Here is a 17,807-nt window from a genome sequence, read left to right as displayed (position 1 = left end):
TGATTTAATATCTTAGTTTAAAAAAAATCTCGTATCGGATAAACGATACGAGATTTTTTTTAATTAAACTTTACCAACTTTTATATTTTGATTTAAAATAAATTGTAAATTTACGCTATTGATAAAGTAAAAATACAATTATGAATACCAAGACAACTGTCTCAAAAACCAAACAAGTTTCTAAAGACAAAGTTTCAACTAAAGTTAAATCAACACCTACTTTAGTTAAATTTTCTCCTTCTTGGGTTGTTTATCATGTGAAAGATGCTCCAGGTTTTAAATTAGAATTAATTGATAGAATTAGATCAGGTGTTAAAAAAGACGATTGGAAACAATTAATTGAAAATATAGGCGCAAAAGAGAAGGAGTTTGAATTTATTTTGCCTACATCAATTAGTAGTATGCAAAAGAAGAAAGTTTATGGAAGAGAAACATCCGAGAGAATTTATGAAATATCTCGTTTATTTGGTCTCGGATATGAAGTTTTTGATTCTCCTGAAAGTTTTAAAGAATGGCTTTTAACTCCTTCAAAAGTTCTAGGGAATAAAAAACCTTTCGAGTTGTTAGACAGTAGCTTTGGTTTTGAATTAGTAGAAAACGAAATAGTTAGAATACAATACAACGTTTATAGCTAATGATTGTTTATCGTGTTGCAAATGTAAAGTATAAAGATGATACTTTAACAGGTATTGGTGCTGAAAAAGTGGGCGGTAGATGGAATCAAGTGGGAACTCGTGCTGTTTACTGTTCTGAGAATATTTCTTTAGCACTATTAGAATATTATATTCACTCAGAAAACATAGCTAATTTACCAAAGAAAATATTAGTAGCCAAAATTGAATTTCCTGATGAGTTTCTGGTTGACACATTAGATAAACTTCCTGAACGTTGGAATCAATATCCTTATTCATCCAAAACAACAGAAATTTTTTCAAAGTTAGCAAAGAGTAGAGATTTTTTTGCCTTAAAAGTACCTTCTTCAATTATTCCATTTGAAAATAATATTATTTTAAATCCATTATATAAAGAGTTTGGAAAAGTAGAAATTATTGATTTTTTAGATTTACCTATTGATGATAGACTAAAAATTTGAAAGTCACTAAAAATAAAATGCCTCGAAATTTTCGAGGCATTTTTTTTTTTAAACTGTAAAACCATCGGGTAAAATTGCGCCTTTTTTGACAACTATAATTCCATCTTTTATTGTGTATAAATTGGTATTTGTATCTTCTAAATGTTTTCCTCCGTTTAGTCGAACATCATTTCCAATTCTACAATTTTTATCAACGATGGTATTGCTAATAAAACAACGTTCACCAATACCGATATTAATAATTCCTTGTTCAATATTGGTTCTGATTTCTTCTAAATTTTGATAATAATCGTTACCCATAAGATAGGAATCTATAATGGTTGAACCATATCCAATTCGGCTTCTAATTCCAATAACCGAATGTTCTACCGTAACACCATTTATGATACAACCTTCGGCAATAACCGATTTGTCAATAGTTGAAGCACCCGTAATTTTTGATGGTGGCAAAACCCTTGCACGAGTATAAATTTTACTCGAATTATCAAATAAATTGAATTTCGGAATGTCATCTGTCAAACCTAAATTAGCTTCAAAAAACGAATCGATGTTTCCAATATCAGTCCAATAACCTTCATATTGATAACTCAGAATTTTTTGTTTTCCAATAGCTTGCGGAATAATTTCTTTACCGAAATCTTTCGTTTCTTGATTTTTCATCAATTCTACCAATAAATCCCGATTGAAGATATAAATTCCCATCGAAGCTAAATAGTGTTTGCCTTCCGCCTTGGATTCTTCACTAACTTCCGATGTCCATTGAGGTAACAAATCCGCTTTTGGTTTTTCAATAAACGACGTAATAAAATTTTCCGCATCGGTTTTCAAAATGCCAAATTCAGGAGCTTCTTTTGCCGTTACAGGCAATGTAGCGATAGAAATCGAAGCACCAGAATCATGATGCGCTTTAATCATTTCATTAAAATCCATTTGATACAATTGATCGCCCGAAAGTATCAAAGCATAATCAAAATCATGGTTTAAAAAATGCGTCATACATTGTCGAACGGCATCGGCAGTTCCTTGAAACCACGTAGGATTATCAGGCGTTTGTTCAGCAGCGAGAATATCCACAAAAGCCGTACTGAAATGGCTAAAATGATAGGTATTTTTGATGTGTTGGTTTAACGAAGCCGAATTAAATTGCGTCAAAACAAACATTCGTTTAATATCGGAATTGATACAATTAGAAATCGGAATGTCAACCAAACGGTATTTTCCAGCAATAGGAACGGCTGGTTTTGAACGACTTTCGGTTAATGGCGCTAATCTTGAACCTTGTCCGCCGCCAAGAATAATGGCTAAAGTTGATTTATTCATAATTTTCTATATCATTACGAGGAACAAAAAATTCATCCTCATTGTTATTTTTATTTTTTGGGCAACTATTCCGCCTTCCACTCCCGCTTTTTTATCTTTTCAAAAAAAGAAAAGATAAAAAGAGCTCCGTTCAAGTCGGGTTGCGTTCGGTAGTCTTAAATTGAAATGGTCGTTCATCAATCAACAAACTTCCATAATAAATTGACACTAATTAATCATCAATTTATAATATTCAAACATCAATTTGTAATCTTGAAACATAAATTCGATGAATTTACAATTGTATTCTTACTTTTTAATGTTATATTCTTAGTTTTTAATGTTGTATTCTTAGTTTTTAATGTTGTATTCTTAGTTTTTAATGTTGTATTCTTACTATTTAACATTAAATTCTTACCATTCACTATTCACTCTTCACTAATCACTTTTCACTAATCACTTTTCACTCTTCACTAATCACTCTTTACGCCTTTTCTTTCTCAAATCTACCAATCACTTCCTCATAATAACTATAAGTTGTTTTTGCTATCGATTCCCAACTAAATTTTTCCAAAACTCGTTTTCTCCCCGCTTTTCCCATTGCTTGCGCTAAATCTTCATCGGCTAATAAACGATTAATTTTTTCGGCAAAATTTCTTTGAAATGCTTCAGGATTTTTTGGATTAAAATCGGTTCGAGAAATACTTTCTAATTCGATTAAATAACCCGTTTCACCTTCAACAATGATTTCAGGAATGCCGCCAACAGCACTTCCAACCACAGGCGTTTCACACGACATCGCTTCGAGATTGATAATCCCAAACGGTTCATAAAGTGATGGACAAGCAAAAACGCGCGCATGGCTGTACAATACTTTTATTTTTTCTCTAGGCAACATTTCCGAAATCAAGACTACGCCATCACGATTTGATTTCAGTTTCGAAATTAATGCTTCGGTTTCTGCTGCAATTTCGGGTGTGTCTGGCGCACCAGCACAAAGTACAATTTGACAGTTTTTGTCGAAATATTGTGCCGCTTCTATTAGTTGAGAAATTCCTTTTTGACGTGTAATTCTCCCAACGAAAAGTACAAACGGAACAGCTGGATTTATTCCTAATTCGACTAATAAATTGTTATCATACGTTGGTTTATAAAACTCAGGATTAATACCGTTATGAATTACCGTAACTTTTTCGGGAGAAACGTCATAGGCTTCAACCACATCGGTTTTCATTTGTTCGCTTACGGCAATAATCCCGTCGGCGGTATTGTATGCATGATTTTCAATCCATCGGGAAAGAAAATATCCGTTGCCGAGTTGTTCTACTTTCCATGGTCGATGTGTTTCTAAACTGTGCGTGGTTAAAATTAATGGCGATTGCACTAATTCTCTCGAAAAAATTCCGGCCAAATGCGTGTACCAAGTATGACAATGAATAACATCAGCTTCTAAGGTATGTTGCGCCATTTCTACATTGCGGCTCAAGTTTTGAAACATTTTAATGTGCGGATTATTTTCGTCATTCATTACATTCAACGAAGGCTGAATTCCTAGCACATTGAGTTGTTTTGTTTGTTCTTTTTGATTGCCAAAACAGCGAACTTCCACTTGGGCAAGTTTCTTTAATTCGTGGGTTAAAAAATCGATGTGAACACCTGCGCCACCATAAATATTAGGCGGAAATTCATTGGTGAAAAGGGCTATTTTCATACTGAAAACATAAAAAGGTTTACTATATTGTATCAGAAAATCTAAATGTACAAAAAAGTATTGGGTTTTATGTTAAAAACTAATTAGAAAAAGATTATAAAATGAATGCAATTGAAACGCCATTGCAATGGTCAGAATTTGAACGAGTAGAAATGCGTATTGGAACCATTTTAGAAGTAAATAATTTCCCCGAAGCTAGAAAACCTGCTTTTCAATTGTTGATTGATTTTGGTTCGGCAATTGGAAAAAAAAAATCTTCAGCACAAATCACAAAACGATATACTAATGAAGAATTGGTTGGAAAGCAAATTATAGCCGTTGTCAATTTTCCAAAGAAACAAATTGGAACATTTATGAGCGAATGTTTGGTTTTGGGTTCTGTTGGAGCAGAAAATGATATTGTTTTGTTGACTTCGGATATAAAAGTTGAAAATGGACTGAGAATAGGTTAGTTCTGTCTATTTTTTCTTTTTTGTGCCATATACATATTGAAAATGGATAATAGAATAAAAAGCACTGGAACTATAAAGTAACTTTTTCGTTCATCCATTGAGTTTTCGGCTTTGGCAACTTTGTAATTTTCATAAATGATGTAAATCCAAAAAGCAATACAAATCGAATTGATAATGATGCTGTGTTTGTTTAGAAACGCTAGAATTTTTTGCATAATGATATGTTGAAAAAAAAGCCCAAAAATTACTATTTTGGGCTTTTGCGGTTAAATTTATATTTTAAATATCGTCAAAATCGATATCGGTAAAACTTTTTTCAGAAGCGGTAGTTTCGCTTGTAGTTTCTTGATAATATTCTTTTTTGAAGTCTTTTTGGTGCCTTTCAGAAATTACTTCTTCGCCTTTTTGATTTAAAACATACGATGTCATTTCGCCTAATATTTCAGTAAATGCTGCAAAATCTTCTTTGTACAAATAGATTTTGTGTTTTTTGAAATGAAACGAACCATCTTCTTCTGTAAATTTTTTACTTTCAGTAATGGTTACATAATAATCATCTGCTTTTGTGGCTCTTACATCAAAGAAATAAGTTCTTCTTCCTGCTCTTAAAACTTTAGAAAAAATTTCATCTTTTTCTAACATATCATTTTCTCTCATATTCTTTCGGTCAATTAATTGTGTTTCTGTATTGTTCAAAAATGGTAAATTTTTTGTTACCAAGCAACATTTAATTTAATTCTTTTTCCGAAAGTTGTTTCAAATAAAGCTCGGCATAATAACCTTCTTCGTTTATTAATTGATTATGAGAACCTTCTTGGATAATTTTTCCTTCGTCGAGAATAATGATTTTATCCGCATTTTTAGCAGATGAAACTCTGTGGCTAACAATAATTGTAGTTTTATCTTTAGAAATTTGAAGTAAGTTGTTCAAAATTTGTTCTTCGGTTTCAGTATCAACAGCCGATAAACAGTCGTCTAGAAGTAGTATTTGAGGATTTTTGATTATCGCTCTTGCAATAGAAACCCGTTGTTTCTGTCCACCAGAAAGTGTGATGCCTCTTTCGCCCAAAATGGTGTCGTATTTGTTTTTAAAATGAACAATATTATTGTGAACAACGGCTTTTTTTGCAGCGTCAAATACTTCTTCATCGGTGGCATTTTCTTTTCCAAATTTAATGTTGTTTTTAATAGTGTCAGAGAAGAGGAAAGCGTCTTGTGGCACAATACCAATACTGCTGCGCAAGTCGTTGAGGTTGATTTCGTCTATTTTTTTGCCATCGATGCTAATACGTCCTTCTTTGATGTCATATAACCTAGTAATCAGCGATAAAATACTCGATTTTCCTGAACCTGTTTTACCCAAAATAGCCAGAGTTTCTCCTTCGTTTATTGTAAATGAAATATTTTTAAGAGCAGTGATATCGGTGTCTTCATAAGTAAAACTAACATTATTGAATTCGATGGCACCGCGAATGGGCGTATTTTCTGTTACTTTGTTTTTAATTTCAGGTTCAATTTTTAGGAATTCGTTAATCCGTTTTTGGGACGCTTCTGCTTCTTGAACTAAAGACGAAACCCAGCCAATAGAAGCTACAGGCCATGTTAACATGTTGACATACAAGATAAATTCGGCAATCGTACCAATACTTTTTATGGAACCTTCAATGTACATCAATCCTCCAAAATAAATCACCACCAAATTACTCACACCAATTAACGCAATCATCAATGGTCCAAAAAGTGATTGTACTCCAGCTAAGCTCATGCTTTTGGTTTTGCTTTCTTGAGCCAATTCTTCTATGTTTTTTTGAAATTGATTTTCTAAAGCATATGCTTTGACTACTCTAATGCCTGAAAAAATTTCTTGGGTAAAACTTGATATTTTTGATAGATATTCTTGAAAAATGTTGCTTCTTTTATTGATTTCTTTGCTCAATTTGAAAATAATAAATGAGAGAATAGGTAAGGGTAAAAGCGTATACAAAGTTAACAAGGGCGATACGTTATACATATAAATAATAACCACTGTAAACCGGATGAAAGTATTGATGGTATACATCACAGCAGGACCAACATACATTCGCACTTTGGCCACGTCTTCACTAATGCGGCTCATTAAATCTCCTGTTCTATTTCGTTTGTAGAAATTTTGATCTAACACTTCGTAATGACGAAACACTTCGTTTTTTAGGTCAAATTCAACATGGCGCGACATTACTATTAAGGTTTGACGCATCAAGAAAGTTAAAATTCCAGCGATTAAAGTGGTACCTACAATCCATAGTATATTATGAATTAATTCTGTTTTAATCATGGCGCTACTAAGGTCATTTTTATGAAAATCCTCAATAGCTTTAAATGATTTGCTGACAAGTTTAGGAGTAAATAGCGAAAAAATTTGTGCAGCAATAGTTATTAAAATTCCAAGTAGAAAATGAAATTTATATTTGATAAAGTATTTATTTAAATATTGAAGTTCTTTCATGTTTTTTTGAAAAAATGGGGCTTAAATACTTATTTACTGTTAAAGTTATTATCTATATTAAAATTATAGTATTCTTTAAAAAAGTCAATTTTATTAACAAATTACTAATTTATAGCGAAATCTGTGCGTTTAATTAAATAATAATTTATTTTTGCACTTGTTTTTTGTAAATAATTTAATAAGTATCTCACTATGACTGCAGAAATTGTTATGCCCGCTGAATTAAAAAAAATGGATCCCGTTTTTGGGCAATTCTCATTTGATAATCATGAACAAATAGTTTTTTGCAACGACAAAGATACAGGATTAAAAGCAATTATAGGAATTCATAACACAGTAATGGGTCCAGCACTTGGTGGCACGAGAATGTGGAACTATGCCAATGAGTGGGAAGCTTTAAACGACGTTTTGCGATTGTCTAGAGGTATGACTTATAAATCAGCCATCACAGGATTAAACCTTGGTGGAGGAAAAGCGGTTATCATTGGCGACTCTAAACTAGATAAAACGCCCGAAATGATTACTAAGTTTGGTCAATTTGTCAACTCGTTAAGCGGAAAATATATTACTGCAGAAGACGTAGGTACAACTACTGAAGACATGGACAGAATTCATGAAGTAACCAATTTTGTAACTGGTATTTCAGAATCAAGAGGTGGTTCTGGAAACCCATCACCAGTTACTGCCTATGGCGTTTACATGGGGATGAAAGCAGCGGCAAAATACCAGTTTGGTTCTGATAATTTAGCAGGTAAAAAAGTATTGGTGCAAGGAACAGGTCATGTAGGCGAAACCTTAATTAGCTATTTGGCTAAAGAAGGCGCTATCGTTTTTGTGTCCGATATTCATCAAGATAAAATGGAAAATATGGTTGCCAAGTATGGTGCAAAAATTTTCATGGGAAGTGACTTGTACAGCGCAGATGTTGATATTTATGCACCCTGTGCTTTAGGCGCAACTATAAATGACGATACGGTATATCGAATAAAAGCGAAAGTAATTGCTGGTGCGGCCAACAATCAACTGGCAGTTGAAGCCGTTCATGGTCAGATTTTAAGAGAAAGAGGAATTACTTATGCACCAGATTTTTTAATCAACGCTGGTGGCATTATCAATGTGTATGGCGAAATTGTAAAATATGATAAAGCAGAAGCCATGAGAAGAACTGAAAATATCTATAACACTACATTGGAGATTTTTAATTTTGCTGATCAAAATAATTTGACAACGCAAGCTGCCGCTATGCAAATTGCTCAAAACAGAATTGACCAACGTAAAAAAGAAAACACAAATAAATAATAGTAGGATGTAAAATAGTACTATTTTTGCAGCGCGAAAGATTTCTTTCGCGCTATTAATTTTTAAAAGTTCTTACCAGGTGTTAAATAGAAGACATATTCGAGTAAAAGTGATGCAATCCATTTATGCCATGCATCAAAAAAGTTCTGATGATATTGTAAAAGAAGAAAAATTTTTACGCCAAAGTATAGATGGCATTTACGATTTATACTTAATTATGCTTTCGTTGCTTATTGAAATCAGAAAAAAAGAAATTGTTTTTTTAGAAACCTCCAGCAAAAAGCATTTAGCTACACCCGAGGAAAAAAATCCCAACAAAAAATTTGTTACTAATGCTGTTCTTCAATTACTAGAGGAGAGCAATTCGCTCAATATTGCTTTAGAGCAGCGGAAAATCAATAATTGGTCAATGAACGATGACTATATTTTGATTTTGTTAAATGCCATTAAAAAGAGCGATTTGTATAGCAAGTATATGAGCAAAAAGCAGTCGTCGTTTGCCGAAGATAAAGAGTTTGTGGTAGCCTTATTTTCGGAATTAATTGCGCCAAATGAAAAGCTTTATGACTATCTTGAAGACGATAAACTGACTTGGGTAGATGATATTCCGCTAGTAAATACTCAAATTTTGAAACAATTAACTCAAATTTCAGAGCAATCAGAATTTAAAGTGACCAAGTTGTACAAAGATGAAGAAGATAAAGAATTCGTGAGTTTATTGTTTAGAAAAACTGTTTTGAACGAAGTAGAATTAGCCAAAGAATACATCGATAAAACACCCAATTGGGATGCCGATCGAATTGCAGAAATTGATACCATTATTTTAAAAATGGCTATTTGCGAATTTTTAAAGTTTCCTTCCATACCTACGAAAGTTACCATCAATGAATATCTCGAAGTGGCAAAAGAATATTCCACGCCAAAAAGTAGTATTTTTATCAATGGAATTTTGGATAATTTAGTAAAGGAATTTCAAACTCAAAATAAAATTTTAAAAACCGGAAGAGGTTTGATGTAAAACATACTGTTATGAAAACAAAAGCTAGTGCACTATTTTTTTCCCTTTTACTGCTAGTAACAACCGCTTGTAAAAATAAAGACACCGCTACTGATGGCAGCGCGACTACTGGTGAATTGGCTGAAATTACTTTCGAAAAAAACGAACATGATTTTGGTAACGTTACACAAGGAGATAAAGTAAGCTATGATTTTAAGTTTACCAATACAGGCCAAAATGATTTGGTCATTGCTGACGCCAAAGGTTCCTGTGGTTGTACTGTTCCCGAATATCCTAAAACTCCCATCAAGCCAGGAGATGGTGGTACTATAAAAGTGTCTTTTGATACTACTGGAAAATCAGGACAAAACACAAAATCAGTTACTTTAACTTGTAATATAAAAGAACAAAAGAAATTTATTATCGTTAGAGCCAATATCGAAACTTCTACAACAACTAAATAAATAATCAATTATTATGGAACAAATAACGCAATTTTTACCTTTTATTTTAATGTTCGTGGTCATCTATTTCTTTATGATTAGACCGCAACAAAAGAAAATCAAACAAGAAAAAGAATTTGAAGCTGCTTTGAAAGTAGGCGACAAAATTATTACGAAAAGTGGTTTGCATGGAAAAGTTTCTGAACTGGCAGAAACTACAGTTGTTATTGAAACCATGTCGGGAAAATTGAAAATGGAGCGTTCAGCTATTTCATTAGAGTTGACAGCAGCGTTGAATAAGAAAGCGTAATACAAAGTACGAGGTTAGAAGTACGAGGTTAGAAGTACGAGGTTAGAAGTACGAGGTTTAGAAGTACGAAATTACCAAGTTTTAAAAACCCCAAACTCTATTTAATATTGGAGTTTGGGGTTTTTTAGTGTTTTTAGCGTCACACTATCGATAGAAAACACATAAAAAATTTTAAAAACTTTTCCAATAATCACTTTAAAAGTTATTGCTTTGAATTAACTCATTATGAATTCCATAATGTGCAGTGGTTTTGTTATCCAAAACATAAATCACATCAGCAATTTGTCATAGAGCATTTAATCGATGAGAAATAAAGAAAATAGCACAATTTGGTTTTATACTTTCAAATAAATTCATGGTAAAGTTTTCTGTATTTCTGTCCATATCAGCTGTGGCTTCGTCAAGAATTAAAAATTGGGTTAAAAAAAAACCTTGCCAGTACAATAATTTGTTTTTGTCCACCACTTAAATTGATTCCTTCCTCAACGAGAATTGTTGCCAAATATTAGGTGCTTTTCAAAGTTGAATAATTTGGTTAAAATTTGTATTTAAGTTCAAATAAAAGTACTCGAGGAATTGTAAAAATTTGATTTGATAATAGTAAATTATTGCTGAACGAGTTTCTAACGATAACACCATTGTTGTATATATTTCTAAAATTTAAACTATAAGAAAGCTTACTATTTGGTTTAGAGTATCCTAAATATAAGTTTTGCAAAGTATAATTTTGGGTATTTTCGCTAAAATCATTAACAATATGCGTTGAGGAATCTGTTTTAAAAATGAAATTCTTCAAAAACTTACTATCAAAATTTAGAGAAAATGTATTTTCTGTTGATTGAGATTTTTCACCAGAATTTACATGGTAACCCGAATGACGATATTTTAAGCTTAGTTGTGTTTTTTTATTAAACTTTAAAAGCCATTTACCACTAAGGTTATAATCAAAAGTATTTATAAAATTTACTTTTTCGTTAATAATTTGATTGGCTTTTAACCAATCTAAATCTATCCCAAATTCTACACTAGATTTATTAAATATAAAACCAAAATCTGTATTAAAACTTAGATTGTTTTGAGGTAAATTAAGGATTACAGGCATATTAAGTTGATTTATACCTGTTTGAATTACACTATTATTCTTTACAGGATTATTGATGCTATAATCTGCGGAAGCATCAATAAAATAATCATCAATATGTTTATAGTTGCTATAAAAAAGGCTAAAATTATGCGAACGTTCGTCTTCAAGATTAGGATTGCCTAAAAGAACCGAGTTAAACCCTGTTACTCTTATATTTTGTAAGTAACTCAGATCGTTTAAATAGTTGTTGGTAAAGTCATAATCAAAATCTAGATCTATGTCATCATCTATTTGATAGTTAACTTTTAATTTGGGTGAAATGAAAAAATTAGCGCTGTTAATTTGAGCTCGACTGAAACTAAAAAAATGTGGTTTTGCATCCAAAATGATTTCAAATTTTTCTAATTTAGTTTTAATTCCCAGACCAAAATTTAAATCAGAAAGCGTAAATGGATTATTATTGCTTAATTCGCTAAAATCGAGAATAGAATTATCTGACAAGACTTGACTTATGTTGCTTCTTATCATAGAGCTTTTGTAATTATATCCTACATTATAAAATAGGTGAAAGTTTCGATTTGCGAGCCAATAATCTTTTAAAATAAGATTAAATTTTTCAGCACTAATATCTCCTCTCTGTTTAATTAGATAATTAGTTGTTGTATTTAGTGGTAAATAATCTTGTAAAAAAATAGTATCACTAGACCAATTTTCTGTTGAATTTGAGTTGGTACTGCTGTGATGTAAACCCACACCAATTGTATGATTCTCATTTAATTTTAAATAACCTTCTAAATTGTGTGAGAAATTACCACCCTTACCATCTGCTTTTGTCAAAAATTCGCTTGTGCTTTCTGAAGTCGATAGAGATTCTTGTGTAGAATTAGAAGTGTTATTTAAATAATTGATGTTATACATCCATTTTTGTTTTGCATTAGGATTAAAATCTATCTTTAGATTAAGAATGGCTGAAGTATCACCAGTATCTCTAAAATCATTTCTAGTTTCAAAAATAGACTCATCCGAACCCAAATACTCTCTTATCGATAGCGAATTATTGACAATATCATTGTTTGAATAAATGGCGTAACCAGAAACTTTAAATTTTTTGTTTAATTCGTGTTGAAAATTTAAAGCAGAAAACCTGGCGAGGGACTCAAATCGTTCATCATTACTTGATGCAGCATTTAATAAATTATTGGTCAAGTCGTTTTTTTTAAACAAGTTACTAGAACCACCAACCAATCGGGATAAATCACCAAAATCTAAACTGCTTTTATTATAGTTATTAATATCGGCAATAAAACTAATATTAGACTTCGGGTTATATTTAAACAAAGCTGGATGTAAACTATAAAATTCATCAAGACCTAAACTCGCTTCTATATCTCCAAAAACAAAATCTTTTTTATCTTCTTTTAAAACAACGTTTAGAGCTAAGTCCTCATTATCGGCTAAGTTTCTTAATAATTCAGAATCTTTGTAGTCAGATATAATTTGAATTCTATCCATTACATCCGCAGGAATGTTCTCAATAGCCAATTTCGTACTCCCGTCAAAAAAAGGCTTACCCTCAATCAATAATTTTGTCACCGTTTTGCCTTGTACTTTTATGACGTTGTCATCTACTTTTACACCCGGTAATTTTTCTAGTACATCTTTCATTTTAAGCTCATTACCCGTTGTGAATGCTTTTAAGTTATAAGTGAGAGTGTCTTTGCTTTTCTCAATAGGTTGGTATTTATAATTGATAACAACTTCATCTAAAGGTTCACTTTTAGTGTTTAAGGTAATATTGTAATTTGAAGTATTTTCTAAAAAAAAAATGACTCTGTCCATTGAGCCATACCCTAGATGTGAAATACTAAGATTATAAGAAGCTCCTTTTATTAACTGTAGTTTATAAAAACCTTTAGTATCTGTAATGGCGTAGGTAGCTTTCAGGTTTTGTTGCTTCGGTAAGGCAATCAAAGTTACATTTGTTATTGACTGTTGAAAGTTGTCTGTAACCACACCGCTTATAATCACAGCATCATTTTGCGCCAAAATAAATGTGTTAAATAATATACAGCACCAAACTACTAGGTTTTTAAAATTCAATTTTTTTTTAAGAAATATACTTATAATTCTAATCATTTTTCTGCCTCTTCTTTTCCTCTATAGCGGCTAATGTTTCAAACTCTTTCTCAGTAATAAGTTTTAATTTTTTTAACGTAGGCATTTCGTTTTCCTTTTTTTCTATTTCTTCATGAAATTGTATTTTTTTAACACCATAGGTGAAACGATCTCCTTGCAATTCTATTATTAAACCTGGCAAATTACCATAGCCAGCAGGTCCAAACTTATAGGGAAGTTGTGGGCTGTACCATGCTGTAAAATCATATTTAAACACTTTACCTTGAGGAGTGGTAACTGTATTAAATGTAGTTGCTTTAAAACACAAATAATCTCCAATTTTTTTGGTTTCGTCGTGCAGTTCCCATTTTGGGTAGGGTCGCAAAACTAAGAATTTTCCAAAATCTTCTTGCAATTCTTCTGTGATATAATCATTGCTTTGCTGTTTAATCCGTCCATAAAAGCCTGCATTTCTAAATACAAATCTAGCCGCTCTATTGTCTGAAAATAATTTTTCTTCTATATAAAAAATTGATGTAGAATCACTAAAAACTAAGGAGAAATCAACTTCTGAATCTACTAATTCTGCACTAGCAACAAGACCAGGTGAAAATTTCTCATGGATTTTATAAATTTCATTATTTTTATCTAAATGAATAGTCACACCATAACTAACCTTAGCAGTAACATATTGTTTTTCACTTTGTGCCACTACGATATTGCTTTCTATTAAAAAAAATAAAAGCAAGTTCAACGTTTTTATATTCATCATACTGTATTAAAATTATAAAAAAGAGATTGATAAAAAACCAATCTCTTTTAGTTTAAGTTTTTATAAACAATTATTTATTTTAGTAGCTTTAAATTTATGCAATAATTCTATAACTAGTCGCAATGTCCAATAAATCCAATACAAACACCTAGCCAAGCCCAAGTGCCACCTCTACATGCTCTAACAAAGTCTCTTCTTTCTGATCTTGCATCTCTATGATCCGAACCTGCTAGCATTAGCTGAGAGTATAATTGATCTCCTTGTTCTCCACAATCTACAAGAACATCGATAGTTTCGTTTTCAGTGTTACTATTTTCAGTTTTAATTGTTTTTGAAATGTCATTCTCGATTTTTACCCCTGTAACATTTTTTGGTAAAAGTTCATTTGCCGCATTAGTCATAATTGTCATGCTAAATAGAGCAATGCATAATAGTTTTTTCATATTTTTAAAATTTATTTGTTATTAGTTTCACTATTGAAACCTTTCCAAAATTGAATAATAACAAACAAACTACAAAATCAAAAAAGGCATATTTAGTATCAAAATTGGCAATCTTTTTATCAATTATGACAAAACTATTCAATTATTTTTATATTTGTACGTAACTAATAAGATTTTTTATGAAAATAGGTGAGAAATTAAAGACATTGCGAACTTCAAAAGGTTACACTCCCGATATTGTTTCTGAAAAAATAGGCGTTTCTAAAACTACCTATGGTAGGTACGAACGTAATGAGTCAACACCAGACATTAATATATTAGAAAACATCGCCAATTTATATGAATTGGAAATGTTTTAACTTTTGTCGGATGATAAAATTATTTTAACCCAAAATAACAAAAAAGGCAGTAATAACGGTTTAGTTATTAACCATCTTTCCGAAAAACTCCAGGAACAAAATGATATAATAATTTCAGAAAAAGATAAAATAATTGCCGAGAAAGATAAAATAATCACCGAGAAAGATATTCGCCTTGCCGAGAAAGAGGAAAGAATACAAGAACTAAAAGAGATTATAGCGGAGCTTAAAAAGAAATAAATTTATATAACTATCAGTTAGTTATACCATTATGTTTTATTTCTTTTTCTTCTTTTTATAAAAATCTGTTGTCGCTGTTAGCTCCGCAATTTTTACGATTACTTCAACAGCTTTTTGCATGCTTTCCACTGGAACGTATTCGTATTTTCCGTGAAAGTTGTGTCCGCCAGCAAAAATATTGGGACAAGGTAATCCCATATAGGATAATCTGCAGCCGTCAGTGCCACCACGAATAGGTTTTATCAAAGGTTTGATGCCTAATGATTTCATTGCTTTTTCTGCTAAATCAACTATGAACATCACGGGTACTACTTTCTCTTTCATATTGTAATATTGGTCTTTGATTTCCGTAATTACAATGTCTTCACCAAATTGCTTTTTATATTCTTTATTGAATTTCTTTGTGATTTTATGAACTAACTCTTTTCTTTTGGTGAATTTTTTTAGGTCGTGATCCCGAATGATTAATTCCAATTTGGTCTCTTCAATACTTCCAGAAATTCCAGTTACGTGAAAAAAACCTTCGTAACCTTTTGTCTCTTGTGGTGTTTCGCCTTTTGGTAACTCGTTGATGAAATCATTGGCAATCAGCATCGAGTTAATCATCTTTCCTTTGGCATAACCGGGATGAACTGATTTTCCTTTGAATGTAATTTTCACTCCAGCCGCATTAAAGTTTTCATATTCTAGTTCGCCAATCTGGCTTCCATCCATAGTGTATGCCCATTCGGCACCAAATGTTGTAACATCAAATAAATCAGCACCACGGCCTATTTCTTCATCGGGTGTGAAACAAACTCTAATTTTCCCGTGTCTGATTTCAGGATTTTGAATTAAAAATTCCATTGCGGTAACAATTTCGGTAATGCCGGCTTTGTCATCGGCACCAAGCAGTGTCAAACCGTTTGTAGTAATCAAGGTTTGTCCTTTATATTGCAATAAATCTTTGAAATAACTCGGCGATAAAACAATATTATGTTCCTTGTTCAAAATGATATCGCCACCATCATAATTAGCAATAATTTGTGGTTTTACGTCTTTTCCAGTAAAATCGGGCGTAGTGTCATAATGGGAAACAAAACCGATAGTCGGCACATGATGGTCTAGATTTGACGGCAAGGTTGCCATGACATAACCATTTTTGTCTATAGTTACTTCGGTCATGCCGATGGTTTTGAGTTCGGCTACCAATTTTTTAGCCAAAACCAATTGCTTTTTGGTGCTTGGTGTGGTTTCAGAATTAGGATCTGACTCCGTATCAATAGTGACATAGCTTATGAATCGGTCGATGATGTGTTGCATGATTTTATTTTTTTAAAATAGTATTTAATATTCGAGTTTTATAGTGTGCCAACAATAGGAAAAGACAAAAAATCAAAGCCCAACTTACTCTTGCCTGCAATCGGTCGTAAATGTTAGCCAACGATGCAGTGACTATGGCGTTAACTACAATCCCTATCAGTAGCGAAGTAAAAATAATTTGTGTTTCTGTAGCATATTGCAGTCTTTTTTTACTCAAGAAGAACTGTGTTAAAAGGGTAATAGTTGCCGCAATTAGAAGCAAAAAAGTAACGAAATTGATGAGTGTTAGGTCTAAATTTTGGTCCCACAAATTAGTGTTTTGCCTAGATTGTTTGTATTGATTTAATTCAAATGGAAAATACTTGGAAACGGTTTGATAGGGCGGACTTGTTGGGTCATTATACCAATTGGAAACAATTCCCGAACCTACTTCGTTTTGAAAAAGTTGTGTTACCGAGGAAAACGCAGCGTTGTATAAAAATAAAAAGGCGTGTTTTGGACTGGTGGCTATGTCTAGTAGAATTTGATTATAGCTATCTTCTGAATTTTTCCAATCTCCCTTTTTTTGTAACGGACTGTTACTATCCCAAAGCAGCATTCGGCTGGTTTCAGGCAATGAGTCTTTACAATCGCATAATTCATATTTTTTAGTCGCACAATTATCATCCAAGAAAGATTTTAAAACGCCGCTATCAAGCATTTTTCCCATCAAAAAAACATGGCTATTTTGGCTGAGTTTAAAGCTATTTCCAATACAAAAATTAGTCATCGAACCAATGAAAATACCAAGTATAGCTACCAAAAGAGGAAGTCGAAACGAAACTTCTTTGTTAGCCTGTGGAATAATTGTGCTTCTGGTTATTAAAAATAGTATCGCAATTGTTGCTATCGCGATGAGATAATTGGAGAAATGTGTATTGATGGAAAAGAGTAATAGCACAGCGAATAGAATATTTTCATACAAATTGTACTTTTTCCTAAACAGCAATAACACGAGAAGACAAAGCGTTACACTGGTAAAAATATCGGGCATCAGTTGGCTAGTGTACCAACCTAATCCCGTGAACCATGAAAATAATGCCATCGAAATGAGGAAGAATCTTTTGGAAATAGATGGTACAGCTAGTTTAGAAATTCTCCAGAGAATATAAAACACGATTAAGGATTGCGCAAAAATAACGGGCCACAACGAAAAGTTAAAACTAAACAAACGGACGAAAAGCCCATACATAATAGGTCTATCTTTTGGGATAGTCAATTCCATTCCATTGATGATATACGAACCCGTATCTGAATAAACTAAAGGATAGCCATTATAAAACGCCGGAATGAGTAGAGTAAAAGCACCAATAATGTAAAAAAATAGTTTCTTGAAAGGCATTTTGATGATTTTAATCAAAACA

The 17,807-nt window shown here is 32.2% G+C and carries 19 protein-coding genes; 9 read left to right on the top strand and 10 right to left on the bottom strand.

What is annotated here, in order from left to right; all coding sequences use genetic code 11:
- Window positions 1–140 precede the first annotated feature (140 nt).
- Both WFZ85_RS11460 and WFZ85_RS11455 read left to right on the top strand, forming a co-directional pair.
- Window positions 141–635, top strand: coding sequence for an antitoxin Xre/MbcA/ParS toxin-binding domain-containing protein (locus tag WFZ85_RS11460; RefSeq protein WP_342696429.1), 495 nt, complete (start codon window positions 141–143; stop codon window positions 633–635).
- Window positions 635–1,093: an RES family NAD+ phosphorylase gene (locus tag WFZ85_RS11455; RefSeq protein WP_342696428.1), complete on the top strand. Its 459-nt coding sequence runs from the start codon at window positions 635–637 to the stop codon at window positions 1,091–1,093. Before WFZ85_RS11460 ends, WFZ85_RS11455 begins: the two co-directional genes overlap by 1 nt.
- Before the next feature lie 48 nt (window positions 1,094–1,141).
- On the opposite strand, the gene WFZ85_RS11450 is transcribed toward WFZ85_RS11455, so the two are convergent.
- Window positions 1,142–2,413: a glucose-1-phosphate adenylyltransferase gene (locus WFZ85_RS11450; protein WP_342696427.1), complete on the bottom strand. Its 1,272-nt coding sequence runs from the start codon at window positions 2,411–2,413 to the stop codon at window positions 1,142–1,144.
- A 463-nt stretch (window positions 2,414–2,876) separates the two neighbouring features.
- Window positions 2,877–4,103, bottom strand: a complete 1,227-nt coding sequence (gene glgA, locus WFZ85_RS11445) for a glycogen synthase (protein WP_342696426.1) — start codon at window positions 4,101–4,103, stop codon at window positions 2,877–2,879.
- 101 nt (window positions 4,104–4,204) lie between these two features.
- On the opposite strand from glgA, the gene WFZ85_RS11440 reads away from it, so the two are divergent.
- Window positions 4,205–4,555: a tRNA-binding protein gene (locus tag WFZ85_RS11440; protein WP_342696425.1), complete on the top strand. Its 351-nt coding sequence runs from the start codon at window positions 4,205–4,207 to the stop codon at window positions 4,553–4,555.
- On the opposite strand, the gene WFZ85_RS11435 is transcribed toward WFZ85_RS11440, so the two are convergent.
- From WFZ85_RS11435 to WFZ85_RS11425, 3 genes are all read right to left on the bottom strand, one after another.
- Window positions 4,552–4,770: a hypothetical protein gene (locus tag WFZ85_RS11435; protein ID WP_342696424.1), complete on the bottom strand. Its 219-nt coding sequence runs from the start codon at window positions 4,768–4,770 to the stop codon at window positions 4,552–4,554. The genes WFZ85_RS11440 and WFZ85_RS11435 overlap by 4 nt on opposite strands.
- Window positions 4,771–4,834: 64 nt before the next feature.
- On the bottom strand, window positions 4,835–5,212 hold the full coding sequence (locus tag WFZ85_RS11430; RefSeq protein ID WP_169523297.1) for a PUR family DNA/RNA-binding protein: 378 nt from the start codon (window positions 5,210–5,212) through the stop codon (window positions 4,835–4,837).
- 70 nt (window positions 5,213–5,282) lie between these two features.
- On the bottom strand, window positions 5,283–7,040 hold the full coding sequence (locus WFZ85_RS11425) for an ABC transporter ATP-binding protein (protein WP_342696423.1): 1,758 nt from the start codon (window positions 7,038–7,040) through the stop codon (window positions 5,283–5,285).
- 192 nt (window positions 7,041–7,232) lie between these two features.
- On the opposite strand from WFZ85_RS11425, the gene WFZ85_RS11420 reads away from it, so the two are divergent.
- The 4 genes from WFZ85_RS11420 (at window position 7,233) to yajC (ending at window position 10,089) form a co-directional block, all read left to right on the top strand.
- A complete protein-coding gene (locus tag WFZ85_RS11420) occupies window positions 7,233–8,339 on the top strand; it encodes a Glu/Leu/Phe/Val family dehydrogenase (protein WP_342696422.1) in 1,107 nt (368 codons plus the stop codon).
- Between the two features lie 112 nt (window positions 8,340–8,451).
- Entirely contained in the window at window positions 8,452–9,357 is a 906-nt protein-coding gene (gene nusB, locus WFZ85_RS11415) for a transcription antitermination factor NusB (protein WP_342696447.1), read from the top strand.
- Between the two features lie 11 nt (window positions 9,358–9,368).
- Window positions 9,369–9,800, top strand: coding sequence for a DUF1573 domain-containing protein (locus WFZ85_RS11410; RefSeq protein ID WP_342696421.1), 432 nt, complete (start codon window positions 9,369–9,371; stop codon window positions 9,798–9,800).
- 13 nt (window positions 9,801–9,813) lie between these two features.
- A complete protein-coding gene (gene yajC / locus WFZ85_RS11405) occupies window positions 9,814–10,089 on the top strand; it encodes a preprotein translocase subunit YajC (RefSeq protein WP_342696420.1) in 276 nt (91 codons plus the stop codon).
- Between the two features lie 535 nt (window positions 10,090–10,624).
- Here the strand turns inward: yajC and WFZ85_RS11400 are convergent.
- The 3 genes from WFZ85_RS11400 to WFZ85_RS11390 all read right to left on the bottom strand — a co-directional run bounded on the left by WFZ85_RS11400 (window position 10,625) and on the right by WFZ85_RS11390 (window position 14,503).
- Entirely contained in the window at window positions 10,625–13,309 is a 2,685-nt protein-coding gene (locus WFZ85_RS11400) for a carboxypeptidase-like regulatory domain-containing protein (protein WP_342696419.1), read from the bottom strand.
- Window positions 13,302–14,060: a GLPGLI family protein gene (locus tag WFZ85_RS11395; protein WP_342696418.1), complete on the bottom strand. Its 759-nt coding sequence runs from the start codon at window positions 14,058–14,060 to the stop codon at window positions 13,302–13,304. Before WFZ85_RS11395 ends, WFZ85_RS11400 begins: the two co-directional genes overlap by 8 nt.
- A gap of 113 nt (window positions 14,061–14,173) precedes the next feature.
- A complete protein-coding gene (locus WFZ85_RS11390) occupies window positions 14,174–14,503 on the bottom strand; it encodes a hypothetical protein (RefSeq protein WP_342696417.1) in 330 nt (109 codons plus the stop codon).
- Between the two features lie 179 nt (window positions 14,504–14,682).
- On the opposite strand from WFZ85_RS11390, the gene WFZ85_RS11385 reads away from it, so the two are divergent.
- A complete protein-coding gene (locus WFZ85_RS11385) occupies window positions 14,683–14,862 on the top strand; it encodes a helix-turn-helix domain-containing protein (RefSeq protein ID WP_342696416.1) in 180 nt (59 codons plus the stop codon).
- Between the two features lie 3 nt (window positions 14,863–14,865).
- Window positions 14,866–15,102 carry a hypothetical protein gene (locus WFZ85_RS11380; protein WP_342696415.1) on the top strand — a complete coding sequence of 79 codons (237 nt, stop codon included), beginning with the start codon at window positions 14,866–14,868 and terminating at the stop codon, window positions 15,100–15,102.
- Between the two features lie 36 nt (window positions 15,103–15,138).
- Here the strand turns inward: WFZ85_RS11380 and pepT are convergent, their stop codons facing one another.
- A complete protein-coding gene (gene pepT, locus WFZ85_RS11375; protein WP_342696414.1) occupies window positions 15,139–16,404 on the bottom strand; it encodes a peptidase T in 1,266 nt (421 codons plus the stop codon).
- Between the two features lie 4 nt (window positions 16,405–16,408).
- Window positions 16,409–17,803, bottom strand: coding sequence for a hypothetical protein (locus tag WFZ85_RS11370; protein WP_342696413.1), 1,395 nt, complete (start codon window positions 17,801–17,803; stop codon window positions 16,409–16,411).
- Between the last annotated feature and the right edge of the window lie 4 nt (window positions 17,804–17,807).

Origin of the sequence: Flavobacterium aureirubrum (assembly GCF_038739835.1) — a bacterium.
Lineage (GTDB): Bacteria > Bacteroidota > Bacteroidia > Flavobacteriales > Flavobacteriaceae > Flavobacterium > Flavobacterium aureirubrum.
The sequence above is the reverse complement of the archived record's forward strand: the minus strand, read 5'-3'. Positions and strand labels throughout refer to the sequence as shown.